This window comes from Microbulbifer sp. MI-G (assembly GCF_030440425.1).
Classification (GTDB): domain Bacteria; phylum Pseudomonadota; class Gammaproteobacteria; order Pseudomonadales; family Cellvibrionaceae; genus Microbulbifer; species Microbulbifer spongiae.
This window is the reverse complement of record NZ_CP098023.1, coordinates 983,787-999,893: the sequence shown is the minus strand read 5'-3', so window position 1 is coordinate 999,893 and position 16,107 is coordinate 983,787. Positions and strand designations below refer to the sequence as shown.

The following is a 16,107-nucleotide window of genomic DNA, read 5'->3' as shown; positions in this document are numbered from 1 at the left end:
TTATGGGCATCTGTCTGGACGAGTTGCGCCTCCAGGTCATCCGTCCGACCCTGCAACACCTGAAAGCCTGGAACCTGGGCATGGAAAATCTCCTGTTGGGAACAGCTGCACAGGAGTCACAACTGGGTTTTCATCTCAAGCAGGGACGGCGCCATGGATTGGGCATCTATCAAATCCAACCGCATACGCACCGGGAGATCTGGGATCACTACCTGATTGATTATCCCCCTCTGGCCTCCAAGGTGCGCGGTCTCGCCAGCCAGCGGGACTTCCTCGACCACCCCCACAGCGAGCTGACCACCAACCTCCGCTACGCCACGGCGATCGCCTGGCTGATCTACCGCTCCGCCGATGTGCATAGAATCGAAGAGGCGAACGCCGCCAATGTCACCCTGATGGCGCAGCTCTGGCACCAGCACTTCCACCACGGACCCAGTGCCACAACCCGGGATTTCGAATGCAGCTACGCCCAACTGGTGAGCGGTGCCGACCCTACAGATTCAGCGCCTCGATATGCTGGGGCACAGCTGCATCCTCCGGCACCCAGGAATTCACCCGGCAGCGGTGGTCTGAATGGTCGCGGCGCCCGGCAGCCGACGGCGTAGAGCGGTCCAGCGCCAGGTTTTTAAAATCGTAGAGATCCCTGTCTGCAAGTTGTGACGGGGACACCCTTGTCAACGCCGCAAAGATATTTTCGCAGCGCCCGGGGAATTTCCCATCCCACTCCCGCACCATCTGCTTGATTGCCTGTCGCTGCAGGTTCTCCTGGCTGCCGCACAGGTTGCAGGGGATTATCGGGAACGCCCGGTGTCGGGCAAAACGGGCAATATCCGCTTCCCGGCAGTAGGCCAAAGGGCGGATCACAATATTGCGCCCGTCGTCGGCACGCAGTTTGGGGGGCATTGCCTTGAGCCTCCCGCCGTAAAACAGGTTCAGGAACAGCGTCTCGACGATATCGTCCTTGTGATGGCCCAGCGCCACTTTAGTGGCGCCTATTTCCTCGGCAAATCCATAGAGAGTCCCCCGGCGCAATCGGGAGCAGAGGCTGCAGGTCGTCTTGCCCTCGGGCACCACTTCCCGCACCACCGAATAGGTGTCTTTCTCCACGATATGGTGCGGCACACCCAGGGCGCGCAGGTAATCCGGCAGCACATGCTGGGGAAACCCCGGCTGTTTCTGGTCCATATTCACCGCCACCAGCTCAAACTCGACCGGCGCGGTTTTCTGCAGGCCCAGCAGGATATCCAGCATGGCATAGGAATCCTTACCGCCGGATAGGCAGACCATGATTTTGTCACCCGCTTCAATCATATTGAAGTCGGCGATGGCGCGGCCTACCTGGCGGCGCAGGCGTTTCTGCAGCTTGTTGAATTCGAGCCGCTCGCGGCGGTTTTCCAATGCGGACATGGTGTCTCTCTGACTGATTCGCTAGCGGTGACCGGGCTGAGGGCCCCGGCGGCGCTTTCAGTATCCGGGGGCGCGATTGTACGCATTTCACTCACGGAGTACACGAACCGTCTTTGCCGCCCTCCGCCAGCAGGGATTCAACACAGGGCCAAACGTGTTCCAACAGCGCCGTCTGGGCCTTGGCGGTAGGGTGGATGCCATCGGACTGCATGGCGCCCTCCTTCAGGGCCACCGTCTCCAGAAAGAAAGGGACCAGCGCCACCTGCTCGGCTTTTGCCACCCGGGGGTAGACCGCGGCAAATGCATCGGTGTAGGCGCGGCCATAGTTGGGTGGGATCCGCATCCCCAGCAACAGAACCTCGGTGCCGGCATCCTTTGCCAGTTTCACCATGGCCTGCAGATTGCGCTGCAGGGTCTGCGGCGGGTAGCCCCGCAGGCCGTCGTTGCCACCCAGTTCCACAATCAGCCAGCGCGGACTGTGTGCCTGCATCAGACGTGGCAGGCGGGTCAAACCACCGGAAGTGGTCTCGCCGCTGATGCTGGCATTCACCACCCGAACGGTCCGGCCCCGCTCCTGCAAGCGCTCCCGCAGCAGCTGTACCCAGCCCCGCGCCTCATCGAAACCGTAGGCCGCACTGATACTGTCACCCAGTACCAGCAGGGTCTCCGAACCGTTCGCACTGGCAATCCCCGCGGGGACAGACAGCAGCAATATCAAGCTAAAGTGAGCCAGCAGCCGCCGAAAAAAAGCTGTCGTCATGTCATACTCTCCAAAAACGCGTCGATCCGCAAAGGAAACACAGTATGTCCGCCATTCTCACGGCAGAAAACCTGTATCACAGAGTCCCCACCAGCGAAGGGCCACTGACCCTATTAAACAATATCTCCCTGCAACTGGCGCGCGGGGAAAGCCTTGCGGTGACGGGCGCCTCGGGTTCCGGTAAATCCACCCTGCTCGGTCTGCTGGCGGGGCTGGACAAACCCAGTGAAGGCAGAATCTGGCTGGCGGGCGAAGAGATCACCGCGATGGACGAAGAGCGGCGCGCGGCCCTGCGCGCCCGCTGTGTGGGCTTTGTATTTCAGACTTTCCAGCTGTTGCCCGGCCTCACTGCCCTGGAAAATGTCATGCTGCCCAGTGAACTGCGCGGGGAGCGCGGCGCCGACAGGCGTGCACAGGAGTTTCTCTCACGGGTCGGTCTTGAGCACCGGCTGCGCCACTACCCCCGCCAGCTTTCGGGGGGTGAGCAGCAGCGCGTCGCCCTCGCCCGCGCTTTCGCCAGTTTCGTCGCCGACGATGCCATTCTGTTTGCCGACGAACCCACCGGCAGCCTCGACGCGGGCAATGGTGCCAAGGTCATTGACCTGTTGTTCAGGCTCAACGCCGAATCCAGCACCACGCTGGTACTGATCACCCATGAGCGGCGCCTGGCCGAGCGCTGTACCAGGCACCTGTATATGGCTGCCGGGTGTGCCGAGCACGGCACATCGGTACCGGATAAAAGCAATCTGCCGGAGGAATCCGCCTGATGTTGCCGCTGCGACTGCTCTTCAGGGACTGGCGCGGTGGCGAACTGGCCCTGATCGCCAGTGCCCTGGTACTGGCGGTGACCTGTGTCACCGCCATCGCCCACTTCACCGACCGCCTGACCCGCGCCATGGAACAGCAATCCCTCAGCTTCCTGGCCGCCGAGCGGGTCCTGCGCAGCAGCCAACCGGTCGACCCGGCCTGGCTGGATGCAGCGAAAGCGCGGGGACTGGCGCAGGGGCAGACCATCCAGTTTGCCTCGATGATATCCGCCAACGATCAGTTCCAGTTTGTCTCGGTAAAGGCCGCAGACGGCGGCTATCCCCTGGTGGGCCACCTGGAAATGCGCAGGGGCGAGGACGCCCCGGGTGAGATCACCCAACAGGGCCCGCCTCCGGGAGAGGCCTGGGTAGAGCCCCGCCTGTTGCCCCTGCTGGGGATCACCATGGGTGACGCCATCGGCCTGGGGGACACGCAGCTCAAAGTGACGGGGCTGCTGGAGCGGGAACCCGACCGGGGCACCAGCCTGTTTGATATGGGCGCACGGGTACTGGTCCATATCGATGACCTGCCGGCCTCCGGGGTGATCCAGGCCGGCAGCCGGGTGCGCTATCGCTACCTGTTTGCCGGCGACGACCGGGCCCTGGGACAGTATTTCGACTGGCTGAAACCCCAACTCACCGAGCACCAGCGGGTGCTGGATCTGCGCGAGGGCCAGCCGCGCGTGGCCTCGGCCCTGAATCGCGCCGAGCGTTTCCTGTTTCTCGCTGCCAGCCTCGCCGTACTGCTGGCCAGTGTCGCCGTGGGTCTGGCCGCACGCCGCTACGGCCTGCGCCACGCTACCTATGTGGCGGTAATGAAGAGCCTCGGCGCCGGGCGCAACAAAATTCTCACCATCTACCTGGGGCAGCTGGCGGCCCTGACCTTGATCGCCACTGCCACAGGCCTGGCCCTGGGCAGTGTTATCCAGGCCCAGGTGGTCAACCTGATGGCGGGCTTCTTTCCGGTGGTGCCACCGCCCAGCCACTGGAATCCGCTGCTGGTGGGGCTGGCCACCGGTTTCGCCTGCGCCCTCGGCTTTGCCCTGCCGCCCCTGTTTCGCCTGGCGCGCACCGATCCCATGCAGACACTGCACAAGGATTGGAGCAACCCCGATCAGCGCGAATGGCTGGGGCTGATCCTCGGCCCTGGAGCCATGCTGCTGTTGATCTGGTGGCTGTCGGGGAGCCTGGCGATGACCCTGGCACTGCTCGCCGGCATGGGGCTGCTGGTAGGCGGCAGCGCCCTGGTCAACCAGTTGCTGGTGAGCGCCAGGCTCGCTGACCTCGGTGGTGCCTGGCGCATTGCCCTGGGCAGCCTGCAGCGCCGCGCCGCCTTCAACACCCTGCTGATCGCCGCCTTTGGCACCGGCCTGCTGGCGATGCTGGCTCTGGTCTTTGCCCGCACCGCGCTGATCGACGAATGGCGCATGCAACTGCCAGAGAAGGCACCAAACCACTTCCTGCTGAATATCACCCCCACCGATGTAGGGGGGCTGCAGCAGATGCTGGAAAAGGCGGGCGTCAGCAGCAGCGAATTTTACCCGATGGTGCGCGGCCGCCTGACCGCCATCAACGACACCCCCACCAGGGACCTCAAGGATCGCCCCAACGGTGTGCGGCGGGAACTCAACCTGAGCTGGACCGAAAACCTGGCGCCGGACAACCGAATCCTCGAAGGCGAGTGGTGGGACAAGGCCCGAAAGGGTGTCTCGGTAGAAGTGGAGCTGGCCGCGCAGCTCAATCTGGCCCTCGGCGACCGCCTGCGCTTTTCCATCGGCGGACTGGAAGTGGAAGCCCCGGTGGCCAGCTTCCGCTCCCTGGACTGGAACAGCATGCGCCCCAACTTCTATATGCTGTTCGCGCCGGGCACACTGGAAGGTTTCCCCGCCACCTATATCACCAGCTTTTACCTGCCCCCGCGAGACAAGCTGCTGGTCAACGACCTGGTGCGCAGCTATCCCAGTGTCAGCGTGATAGAGCTGGACAAGATTATCCTGCGGATCCGCGACACCATCGACCAGGTGTCTTTCGCCATCGAATCGGTGATGGCGCTGATGCTGGTCGCCGGGGTGCTGGTCTTGATTGCCGGAGTGCGCGCCAGTATCGCCGAGCGTTTGCAGGAAGCGGCAATTATCCGCACACTGGGCGGGCGCAGGCGCCTGCTGCTGAAGAGCCTGGTGCTGGAATTCGGCCTGCTCGGCTGTGCCGCCGGCCTGCTCGCCGCCATCGGCGCCGAGGCCACCCTGATGGTACTCTCGCACAGGGTTTTCGAGCTGCCCCTGGTGCTGCACCCCACCCTGTGGTTGCTGGGCCCGCTGGCAGGCACCCTGCTGGTGGGCAGCGCCGGCACCCTGGCCTGTTACAGCGCGGTGCGCCAGCCGCCACTGAAAGTGTTGCGGGAACTGGCCTGAACGCCCGTGCTGGCCGTATAAAAGAGAGAGCGCTGTTGATGGACCTGGAATTCGACCGCAAGCATATCTGGCACCCCTATGCCTCCCTGTTCAACCCGCCACCGGTCTACCCGGTGGTGCGGGCTGAGGGGGTTCGTATTTTCCTGGAGGATGGCCGCGGCCTGATTGACGGCATGTCCTCCTGGTGGAGTGCCCTGCACGGCTACAATGTGCCCGAGCTGAACCGCGCCCTGCGCGCACAGATGGAACAGATGTCCCATGTGATGTTTGGCGGCCTCACCCACGAGCCCGCCATTGCACTGTGCAGGAAGCTGGTGGAAATCACCCCGCCGGGACTCAACCGGGTATTTCTCGCCGATTCCGGCTCAGTCTCTGTGGAAGTCGCGATCAAGATGGCGCTGCAGTTTTGGCATGCTCAAGGCAAGCCGGGCAAACACAAACTGCTGGCCCTGCGCAACGGCTATCACGGCGATACCTTTGGGGCCATGGCCACCTGTGACCCTGTCACCGGTATGCATCACCTGTTTGCCGGGCAGCTCGTTCAGCATCTGTTCGCCCCCGCCCCGCAAACCTCTTTCGGCCAGCCCTGCCCCGATGGGGACATTGGCGAACTGGCGCAACTGGTGGCGCAACACCGCGAGCAACTGGCCGCGGTGATCCTGGAGCCGATTGTGCAGGGTGCCGGCGGTATGCGCTTCTACTCCGCAGACTACCTGCGCCGGGTAAAAGCACTGTGCGACGAATATGACCTGCTGCTGATCGCCGATGAAATCGCCACCGGTTTCGGTCGCAGCGGCCAATTGTTCGCCTGCGATCACGCCGCTGTCAGCCCGGATATTCTCACCCTGGGCAAGGCCCTTACCGGCGGCACACTGACATTGGCCGCCACCCTGTGCAGCGACCGCATCGCCCAGGGCATCTGTAGCGGCGAGGCCGGGGTCTTTATGCACGGCCCCACCTTTATGGGCAACCCCCTGGCCTGCGCCGTGGCCAATGCCAGTATCGACCTGTTGCTCAGCAGCCCCTGGCAGCACAGGGTTGAAAGCATTGAGGCCCAACTCAAAGAACAGCTGGCCCCACTCGAACAGGCAGGGGGTGTCGCAGATGTGCGCGCGCTCGGCGCCATCGGTGTGGTGCAAATGCGCGAGCCGGTGCCTATGGCCAGTCTGCAGGCGGCGTTGATCGAGCGCGGCGTCTGGCTGCGCCCCTTTGGCAAGCTGGTCTACACCATGCCGCCGTATATTATCTCCGAAGCCGATCTTACCCAGCTGACTGCGGCGATGGTGGATGTACTCGGCGAAATCGATTGATAGAGCAAATACGCCCGAGATTCCCTGTGCAACCCATACTCTCCGCAAACGACTTGGAATGCCGCTACGGCAACCGGGTGGTGATCGAATCCGTCTCCCTGTCCCTGCTGCCGGGGGAGATCGCCTGCCTGCTGGGGCCGAGCGGATGCGGCAAAACCACGCTTCTGCAGGCAATTGCCGGCTTCCAGCCGCTCGCCAGCGGGTCTATTACCCTGGAGGGCAAAACCATCTCCTCTGCAGGCGCCATGACGCCCCCGGAGAAACGCAATATCGGCATGGTATTCCAGGATTACGCACTGTTTCCGCACTTAAATCTTGCCGACAATGTGGCTTTCGGCATCCAGTCACTCGGCGGGCAGGAGCGCCGGGCGCGCGTGGCGGAATTGCTGCAGCTGGTGCAGCTGCAGGAATACGCCAAACAGTTTCCCCACCAGCTCTCCGGTGGGCAGCAACAGCGTGTTGCCCTGGCCCGCGCCCTGGCACCGCGGCCGCGCCTGTTGCTCATGGACGAGCCCTTCTCCAATCTGGATAGCGCACTGCGCCGCAGCCTAGCCGCAGAAGTGCGACAGATTCTGCGCGCACAGGGCACACCGGCAATGATCGTTACCCACGACCGCAGTGAGGCATTTATTGCCGGCGATACACTCGGGGTACTGAGCGGTGGGCAACTGCAGCAGTGGGACACCCCCCAGCAGCTGTACCGCCACCCGGCCAATATTGCCGTCGCGCGTATCGTCAGCGATGGCACCTTGTTCGAGGGTCGGGTTATCCACACGGGGCTTGCAGAAACCCCACTTGGCAAGCTGGAACTGCCGCACCAGGGGTTTACAGCTGGAGAGCAAATACGGGTTTTTGTGCGCAGCGAGGATATCCTGCCGGGCGATCACCCCCATGCCGTCCTCGCCCATATTATTGAAAAAACTTTCCTCGGGGACCGGGCCGTGTACAAGTTTCGCCTGCCGGGGGGAAACAGCTTCAGCACATCCCTAAAGGCTGCGCACCATTTCCCAGCAGACAGTACAGTGCCACTGCGCCTATCCCGGCCCCTGGTTTTTACCACCCACAGCGAGGACCGATCGCCATACCAAAAAGTGCAGGCAGATTAACCGACAAGTGGATACTCACTCACAGGGAATCACTTCCACATGCAAAATCAATCGCGCCTCCACATCCGCAGAGCGTAATGAAAAAAGACTGTCAGCGCCAACCACCGTGGCTACCGTATCGGCGCGGGCGATTAATGGTTCACCATTGCAGTCAGAATAGTAGGCAAACACCGGATCATCATTCAAGAAGAAATTTTGAAACCCTGCACTATTCCAGTTGGAATCATAGTTGGGACCCTGGCTCCCTGAAAAAAAGTATTCTCTATGGAAGTTGATAAAAGAGCCCTGCGCAGAAACAATCGTACCCCGCCAGTCTATATCTACAATCCCTACTGAAAATCCGGGCTCCACACTGAGCGGCAATGCAATATTACAGTCTGACAATGCGACCGGGTTCGCCTCATTTGTAATGGCCCTATAGTTACTGAATAAAAGAACAACATTCTCATTGTCATCGGTCGCGGTGGCGGTGACTGTTCCCGCCGGACAGCCTGAACCGTTCACAGTAATAGGCCCAACTTCTATTTCATGCCCATTAATGATCACTGTTTTACTTATGGCATTACCTGAAAATAATAAACTTAAAACCAGCAGTATTACTTTATTGCACATTTGTATTCTCCATTTTCCTTATATGCAGTGAATCCAACCCCTTCCCAAAGGGTAAAGGCTTCTGCGGCCATACGGACAGAGCAGACCGCCGAGAGTGAAAATCCAGATACACCTGTTAAAGGGCTTCAATTTTTATCCGACGTTACCCGCAAGAAATAACATCCAAATGCAAAAGCAGTTTGGAACCCACATCAGCGGCTCGCAAAGAGAATAAACTATCTGCACCGATGACGGTAGCCACAGTATCTGCACGAGCAATCAGTGGCGCCCCATCACAGCCGGAGTAGTGCACAAAAGGTGGACGATCATTTAATAAAAAATTCTCGAATCCGGCACTATTCCAGTTAAAATCGTGGCTGGGCCCCTGACTGCCGGAAAAGAAAAACTCTCGATGAAAATTAATAAAGGACCCCGGTGCAGAAACAACTGTGCCACGCCAGTCAATATCCAGGATACCCACTGAAAAACCCGGATCAATACTTAACGGTATTGCAATATTGCAATCCGACTGGGCAACTGGGTTGGCAGCGTTGGTAATTGCACTGTAGCTATTAAATAATATGGCAACTCTTGCATTGTCTTCGCTCGCAGTTGCGGTTACCGTACCATCAGGACAACCTGCACCATTGGCAGCAATAGGCCCTATTTCTATCTCATGACCATCTATAATGATGGTTTTTCCCATGGCAGCACATGAGAACAACAAGCACAAAACAACTGGAAATATTCTAGTACACATTCAGATTCTCCGATATTTTCCACCCACAGGGTGGGTATTCCCACAACACGATGGCGGTATACCCTACCGAAAAGAACCTGGGTAATTCTATCCCAGAACAGATCCACACTGCCGCAAGCTTCATGAATACACAATGACAATCAGGGTATCGCCAAGTGCGATTCCTGGCATTTGTATATTTTACTATCAACCATACTGTTAAAAACTTGGTTATGAAACCACTGCCAACCTGGATGGGTTTTCGGTAGATTCTTTGAGTAACCTAAAAAGGCATTCTTATTAAATGCCACTGAACATTTCAATACCCCTGACTACTTAAAGGCGCAAGAATTGCTGAAAACACTTGAACCGACAGTTAATTCCCCATTGCCTTTTTGGATATGGCTGTAATTCTATTATGTTCATTTAAAAAACTCCCATATTAATCAGCTTTCACCCTACTCTAAACGAGTTTAATCGCCTAGCAGAAACTCAAAAATAAAATCTCTATTTTTGAGAACCTCCGGGAGATTGATATAAATCAATAGGCGCTGCATAAATTCAAATAGGCTGACCTCACAATCAACCTAACGGAACACCTGCTTAGGGAAGCAGCCACCTCATGAAATCAATTATTTGCTTGAGATTTTATTTTTACGGAAAAATAAGAATCGCCAACTCGACAGGCAATAATGACGTTTCGGTTAAAACCATTTTACATGCGCAAATATGATCAATTTTATGAAATAATTATTTCACAATTAACTTCAACAGAACCGGGAAGTGAATCACCCCGGGTTTGTCGGAGGCAATTTGATTTGAGCCATGCCGCTTGGGCAGACTCGGCTTATTGATAAGAAAAGTTATCGTATCCGGCTGGAGGCATATCGCCAATTGGCCCAAGAATGCGGCGCTGGTTAAACCAGTCGACCCGGGTCAAGGTTGCACATTCAACCTCATCCCAGGGGCCTGCCCTGTGGATGACTTCCGCTTTGAATAAGCCGCTGATGATTTCTGCCAGTGCGTTGTATTAGGAGTACCCGACGCTGCCGACTGATGTCTGAAAACCCGCCTCACTAAGCCGCTCGGTATATCGAATCGACAGGTACTGACTACCTCGATCACTGTGATGGGTAACGCCACCGGGCTTCGGGGTCGGAGCGGGTTGTCCTCGTCCAATAAATTGGTATGCAAGCGGATGCCGAATCGGACATTCATATGGGGAATATCGGAGGGAACCCTTAAAATGCCATATCTAGTATGATTGTAACTCCGTACGATTCGAAACCGGACACCCCAATACCATCATAAAAACCATTGAACGAGATATGGGTATTGCTGTCCGGAATTATCAGTGATCCGCCCAGCTCCAGACGTGCGCGGAAATCTTCGTCAGCAGATATCAAAATTGCGTCCGTCGGTACAGTATCCTGAAGCTTGTTAAAATCATAAATTCCAGACACAGATAGATAGGACGTAAGCAGCATACCCCCGCTTGATGCGAGATTCCAAGATATCCTTGGGCCAAACTCCAGTCGCCCGAGATCAAAGTCCTGAGAGGGGATGACCCGCCCCAGCGAATCTGTATAACTTTCCTGTTCCTCAAAATAATAGGTGAGGCGTGCAAATGGGCTGATTGTGGTTATATCACCGACTTTCATATCGCCGGTCGGTCCACCTTGTAACAAGTAGCGCTCGGTCTGGAATTCATCCTCAAACAGGCCTAGAGCGTTAACCGAATTATATGACCGGCCATAGGCAACTGACCCGTCAAAATAGAAGTTTTCGTTCAAACGAAGAACTGTATAGGGTCCAGCCATCCAGCCGAATCCATCAGCGCTGGTGTTTTCCCGGCTGTTATCCTCTTCGGCAATGTCCAACTGCGCCATTAACCCAACAACCATATCACTGTTGTAGCTATGATCTACCCCCAAGAAGAAAAGACCAGAGTGTGTATCAAAATTGTCGCTCTGGCTGAGTGCGAATGTGCCCGATGCCCAAACATCCCAATCGGATTGCCAACTTTGACTCGCACTAGCCTGCTCATTTGCGTCGATTGACGCCGATGTCACTTTGCCATTGGGCGAAGTTGCACTACTGGCAACACCCATCAGGCGCGGCAATGGAGTACCTTTTGCAGAGCCGCTGCTGCGCTGACGCGTGGTCCCAGACCGAAGCGAATTTCCTGGCTGGTTGTTGGCGTCCTCAAATGCTCTCAGGCTGAACTGGAAGCTGCCGGACTGAGCATTGGGGGTGGCATTTAAATTCAATCTATTTCCACCGGACTGGTTGCCCAAGGATCTGCGTTTTAAACGCGACACAAGTTTGGGTTGATTGGAAACAATCAAATCGGCTCGGTTGGTCACGAAGGATGCTATGACTTCTTGTGTTTTACGGATGTCGGCAGCCGCGTTCCTTTCATTCGTCAGGGAGAAGGAAACGCTTCCCAAGCTAGTGACGCTGGCCTCAACGGAATACGATGACTGACCTCCACCCCTGTATTGAGAAGCAATACCATTTGCAGTCACAATCGAACTGGTCGCTGTGCCGTCAGACCCTGTCGTTACGATTTCAGTCCTGGTACCGCTCGCCGCAAAAATTGCCGAGGCTCCACTGACTGGAGCGGTGAAGGTGACTGCCACACCCTCAACACCGCTATCCGAGGCATCCACCACCTGCACCACCAAGGGATCGTCAAATTGTGTGTTGATTTCGGCTGACTGGTCTGATCCGGAAACAATTCGCAAGCTTGCAGCCGTTGCACCCGTAGCGATCCCGTTGACAGTGAAGGCGTAAGGGTTCTCATCCGCATCGTTGTTGACAATACTCAGTTCAAACGAGAAAGGCCCTGCCAGATCAGGCGTGTAGCCAACTGTGAAGGTAGTACTGTCCCCGGCAGAAACCGTGGTCGAGCCCGGTGCCGAGACGGAGTCGATGGTGACGTTGCTGGCGGCGGATGTAGTGGCCGTCGCGATGGTCAGGTCGTCGGTGCCGGTATTGGACACGGTGTAGGTGATCGTCTTGGCAGTACCCGTTGGCTCGTTGCCCTGCGTGTCGGTTCCACCACTGGCCACAGACCCGCCTTCCGAAGACGACACCGCTATCTCCGGCGCTACCGTGGTGCCGCGAACAGTGAAAGTGTAAGGGTTCTCATCCGCATCGTTGTTGGTAAAACTCAGCTCAAACGAGAAGGCCCCGGCTGCAGTCGGCGTATAGTTGACCGTAAACGTGGTACTGCCCCCGGCAGAAACCGAGGCAGAGCCCGGCGACGAGACAGAATTGATGGTGACGTTGCTGGCGGCGGATGTGGTGGCCATCGCGATGGTCAGGTCGTCGGTGCCGGTATTGGACACGGTGTAGGTTACCGTCTTGGCAGTGCCCGCTGGCTCGTTACCCTGTGTGTCGGTGCCACCACTGGCTACAGCCCCACCTTCCGAAGATGATACTTCTATCTCGGGTGCTAGCGTGTTGGCGGTGCCGCTGACCGTGAAGTTGTAGGGGTTCTCATCTCCGTCGTTGTTGGTAAAACGCAGCTCAAACGAGAAAGCCCCGGCTGCAGTCGGCGTGTAGTTGACCGTAAACGTGGTACTGCCCCCGGCAGAAACCGAGGCAGAGCCCGGTGCCGAGACGGAATTGATGGTGACGTTGCTGGCGGCGGATGTAGTAGCCGTCGCGATGGTCAGGTCGTCGGTGCCGGTATTGGACACGGTGTAGGTTACCGTCTTGGCCATGCCGGACTGTTCTTCGCCCTGTGCGTCGGTCCCTCCGTCGACCAAGGCTCCACTCTCCGAAGACGAAACCTCGATCTCAGGCGCCGGCGCGGTGCCGCTGACCGTGAAGTTGTAGGGGTTCTCATCCCCGTCGTTGTTGGTAAAACTCAGCTCGAACGAGAAGGCCCCGGCTGCACTCGGCGTGTATTGGACAATGAAGTTGGTTGTGCCTCCCGGAGTCACCAAGGTCGAGCCCGGTGCCGAGATGGAGTCGATGGTGACGTTGCTGGCGGCAGAAGCGGAGGCCGTCATCAGCGTCAGGTCACCGCCGCCGGTATTGGATATGGTATAGGTAACCGACTTGGAAACGCCCACTGGCTCCTTGCCCTGCGCGTCGGTGCCTCCGTCGGGTAGCGCCCCGCCCTCCGAAGACGTCACTTCTATCTCGGGCCCTGGCGCGGTGCCACTGACCCTGAAGTTGTAAGGGTTCTCATTTCCATCGTTGTTGACAAAACTCAGGTCGAACGAGAAGGCCCCGGCTGCACTCGGCGTGTATTGGACAATGAAGTTGGTTGTGCCACCCGGAGTCACCAAGGTCGAGCCCGGTGCCGAGATGGAGTCGATAGTGACGTTGCTGGCGGCAGAAGCGGAGGCCGTCATCAGCGTCAGGTCGCCGCCGCCGGTATTGGATATGGTATAGGTGACCGACTTGGAAACGCCCACTGGCTCCTTGCCCTGTGCGTCGGTGCCTCCGTCGGGTAGCGCCCCGCCCTCCGAAGACGTCACTTCTATCTCGGGCCCTGGCGCGGTGCCGCTGACCGTGAAGTTGTATGGGTTCTCATTCCCGTCGTTGTTGACAAAACTCAGGTCGAACGAGAAGGCCCCGGCTGCACTCGGCGTGTATTGGACAATGAAGTTGGTTGTGCCTCCCGGAGTCACCAAGGTCGAGCCCGGTGCCGAGATGGAGTCGATGGTGACGTTGCTGGCGGCAGAAGCGGAGGCCGTCATCAGCGTCAGGTCGGTGAGGCCGGTATTGGATATGGTGTAGGTAACCAACTTGGAAACGCCCACTGGCTCCTTGCCCTGCGCGTCAGTGCCTCCGTCGGGTAGCGCCCCGCCCTCCGAAGACGTCACCTCTATTTCAGACTGAGCAGCAGCTTCACCAGCATGAAAGCCAAAGACCAACAAAAGCACTGGCAATACTAGCCCAATACAATAACGCATTTGAGATCCCCGTTTGGCCTTTTGTCTGCCTGCTTCATCTGAACGAATGATCAACAGGTCTACTTAAATTTGATAGTTTAGAGGCATACTGAGGGCAAAAGAGGCGCAGATCAAGAAGTTATCCGATATCCCTAGGAGCAACTGAAGCTGGGCTTTATTGGCCGCAATACTCTGGCAGGACAAGCGTATCCAGTAGAGTCCCTATTTAATCAATAGGCATAAGAATCAAACCTAAAGGCTATTGACTTTGCGTCTTAATTTAGGCATGAAATTCGAATTCTATATAAATACTATCCAAAATAAAGGTAGAGAGGTGGATGTTGCCACCGGCCACGGTGGTGGCGCTGAGCAGGCGGTTCAGGTCGTCGTAGGCAAAGTCTTCCTGTTTTTGCAGGGCTTGCGAGGCACTGTAGGTCAGGCGGCTCTCCAGGGTGCCGTTGGAGCGCCAGCGGTAGGCAGCATTGTTCTGCACCTGGCCACCACCGGTATTGATGGTTTCCAGGCGCCCGGTATCCGGGTTGTAGGTGCGGTTAGTCACCAGGCCGTTACCGTAGGTTTCCTGCTCCACTTGACCCCAGGCATTCATGTTATCGAACGTCTGCAGGGGGTTGTTGCTGGCGGCGTCGCTACTGAGGCCTTGCAGATAGCCGCGCTGGTTGTAGCGATTAGGGACGCCCCCTGCCAAAGATGGCCATGCTTATGGCACTACGCCACATGAAGCGAGACGACCTTACTATGCACGGACTCCGATCAGGTTTCCGCGATTGGGCAGGAGAAGCTACTCCGCACCCACGCGACGCTTGCGAGCAGACCCTAGCCACAGCTTTGGGGACTCTGTAGAAGTTGATGACCGGCGCGGAGACTTGTTCGAGAAGCGCAAGTCGCTGATGGCAGATTGGGCCGCCTATACCACCACTGCTCCTATCGAGAATGTTGTGCCAATAGGAAAACAGAAATAAATTAGCAATATAGATGCTGCAAAAACAAGCACCGGATTCTTGCTTATATATTAAAAAGTTACCGATGTTTAGTGCCAAAATCTGTATGTAATTATAGTATTTTTGCGCCGAAGCGCAGCTTTATCAGCAGTTTTTGACACTGCACATTTTTCCTGCAAATATACAAGATTCCACCTCCAAAGCTGTACCACTCTAATGAAGAGATTAACCAATGAGTACCAGTAACCCAGCCTTGGGTTCGGCCAAAAATTCAAGCACACGGCGCTTATTGGTTTTCATCAAAGTCTCAATGGAACGCACTTGCATATTGTTGCCAATATCCAGGCGAATCACCTTGGGTGGTGGCCCGAAGCGGCGCCAGTAATCGACAAAATCTTTGTCTTTGGTGAGCAGTGCCAGGTTGTGCTCTTGAGCGTACTCCCAAACCCTGGAGTCTCTGGAGCCTTCGCCCAAGACCGCAACTTTGGGCACAGCGAGCGTACCTGCAAACTCTGTCGCCAGGCGGGCAGCCAGCCGATAAGAGAGACTCTCATCAATAAACAGCATTAAGCGGCATTTCCTTTGCTCAGGTGAGTGGCAGCATATCCGATAGCCGCGCGGATCTTGGTTTCATCCAGGCTCGGGTAATCATTAATAATTTCGGTATAAGTCATCCCGGCACTGAGCATCTGCAAAATGCTCTCTACCGTTATTCGTGTACCTTTGACGCAAGGTTTGCCTACCATCACATCAGACTTACATTCGATCCAGATCTGGCTGTTATCTGGCATTCCCCCTCCTCCTCACTGCTTGCGTAACGTTGCATAATTTTCGATCTCTGATTGTATGACTTTTAATCTGTCTTTTCGAGAGTGGTAAGATGATGGCGCTTACTTCATTTGGCAGCATCAGCCCATACTTCTCCACTACCGCTATAAAACGCTAGACATAGATGGCCTGCACTGGCTCATGGGGTGGCATCCATTCATCAGGCCCCCTGCCTCCTTTACTTTGATTCCGGCCGTTATCCACCAGTCAGAGATTCTCAGGAACTTCAGTAAACTACCTCCAGTGTAATCAAGGGTCACTGGCTTGGATGGGCCAG

General features: G+C 56.9%; 13 protein-coding genes and 1 pseudogene. 5 read left to right on the top strand and 9 right to left on the bottom strand.

The genetic code is table 11. The annotated features are described in order from the left end of the window. Positions 1 to 2: 2 nt before the first annotated feature. Positions 3 to 605: a hypothetical protein gene (locus tag M8T91_RS04115; RefSeq protein ID WP_301417084.1), complete on the top strand. Its 603-nt coding sequence runs from the start codon at positions 3 to 5 to the stop codon at positions 603 to 605. On the opposite strand, the gene ttcA is transcribed toward M8T91_RS04115, so the two are convergent. Continuing rightward, positions 493 to 1,407 (bottom strand): tRNA 2-thiocytidine(32) synthetase TtcA, encoded by a 915-nt coding sequence (gene ttcA, locus M8T91_RS04110; RefSeq protein WP_301417082.1) that lies wholly within the window; start codon positions 1,405 to 1,407, stop codon positions 493 to 495. The two genes, M8T91_RS04115 and ttcA, sit on opposite strands and share 113 nt — an antisense overlap. A 91-nt stretch (positions 1,408 to 1,498) precedes the next feature. Further along, positions 1,499 to 2,167, bottom strand: a complete 669-nt coding sequence (locus M8T91_RS04105; RefSeq protein WP_301417080.1) for an arylesterase — start codon at positions 2,165 to 2,167, stop codon at positions 1,499 to 1,501. A gap of 44 nt (positions 2,168 to 2,211) precedes the next feature. Between M8T91_RS04105 and M8T91_RS04100 the strand changes: the two genes are divergently transcribed. From M8T91_RS04100 to M8T91_RS04085, 4 genes are read left to right on the top strand one after another with little or no spacing between them, the layout of a single operon-like run. Beyond that, positions 2,212 to 2,934 carry an ABC transporter ATP-binding protein gene (locus M8T91_RS04100; protein WP_301417078.1) on the top strand — a complete coding sequence of 241 codons (723 nt, stop codon included), beginning with the start codon at positions 2,212 to 2,214 and terminating at the stop codon, positions 2,932 to 2,934. Next, positions 2,934 to 5,384: an ABC transporter permease gene (locus M8T91_RS04095; RefSeq protein ID WP_301417076.1), complete on the top strand. Its 2,451-nt coding sequence runs from the start codon at positions 2,934 to 2,936 to the stop codon at positions 5,382 to 5,384. Before M8T91_RS04100 ends, M8T91_RS04095 begins: the two co-directional genes overlap by 1 nt. Before the next feature lie 38 nt (positions 5,385 to 5,422). Further along, entirely contained in the window at positions 5,423 to 6,694 is a 1,272-nt protein-coding gene (bioA, locus tag M8T91_RS04090; RefSeq protein WP_301417074.1) for an adenosylmethionine--8-amino-7-oxononanoate transaminase, read from the top strand. A gap of 26 nt (positions 6,695 to 6,720) precedes the next feature. Then, a complete protein-coding gene (locus tag M8T91_RS04085; RefSeq protein ID WP_301417072.1) occupies positions 6,721 to 7,800 on the top strand; it encodes an ABC transporter ATP-binding protein in 1,080 nt (359 codons plus the stop codon). Between the two features lie 15 nt (positions 7,801 to 7,815). Here M8T91_RS04085 and M8T91_RS04080 read toward each other — a convergent pair whose 3' ends face one another. The 7 genes and pseudogenes from M8T91_RS04080 to M8T91_RS04050 form a co-directional block, all read right to left on the bottom strand. Then, the gene (locus M8T91_RS04080; protein ID WP_301417070.1) at positions 7,816 to 8,412 is read right to left on the bottom strand and encodes a DUF4360 domain-containing protein; all 597 of its coding nucleotides are present in this window, start codon (positions 8,410 to 8,412) and stop codon (positions 7,816 to 7,818) included. A gap of 142 nt (positions 8,413 to 8,554) precedes the next feature. Next, positions 8,555 to 9,151, bottom strand: coding sequence for a DUF4360 domain-containing protein (locus M8T91_RS04075; RefSeq protein WP_301417068.1), 597 nt, complete (start codon positions 9,149 to 9,151; stop codon positions 8,555 to 8,557). Between the two features lie 826 nt (positions 9,152 to 9,977). After that, positions 9,978 to 10,274: pseudogene (locus M8T91_RS04070) on the bottom strand (IS3 family transposase); the annotation flags it as partial. Between the two features lie 97 nt (positions 10,275 to 10,371). Continuing rightward, positions 10,372 to 14,064: a choice-of-anchor D domain-containing protein gene (locus M8T91_RS04065; RefSeq protein ID WP_301417066.1), complete on the bottom strand. Its 3,693-nt coding sequence runs from the start codon at positions 14,062 to 14,064 to the stop codon at positions 10,372 to 10,374. 259 nt (positions 14,065 to 14,323) lie between these two features. After that, positions 14,324 to 14,749, bottom strand: a complete 426-nt coding sequence (locus tag M8T91_RS04060) for a hypothetical protein (RefSeq protein ID WP_301417064.1) — start codon at positions 14,747 to 14,749, stop codon at positions 14,324 to 14,326. 478 nt (positions 14,750 to 15,227) lie between these two features. Continuing rightward, positions 15,228 to 15,569 carry a DUF5615 family PIN-like protein gene (locus M8T91_RS04055; RefSeq protein ID WP_301417062.1) on the bottom strand — a complete coding sequence of 114 codons (342 nt, stop codon included), beginning with the start codon at positions 15,567 to 15,569 and terminating at the stop codon, positions 15,228 to 15,230. After that, the gene (locus tag M8T91_RS04050) at positions 15,569 to 15,793 is read right to left on the bottom strand and encodes a DUF433 domain-containing protein (RefSeq protein WP_301417060.1); all 225 of its coding nucleotides are present in this window, start codon (positions 15,791 to 15,793) and stop codon (positions 15,569 to 15,571) included. Before M8T91_RS04050 ends, M8T91_RS04055 begins: the two co-directional genes overlap by 1 nt. Between the last annotated feature and the right edge of the window lie 314 nt (positions 15,794 to 16,107).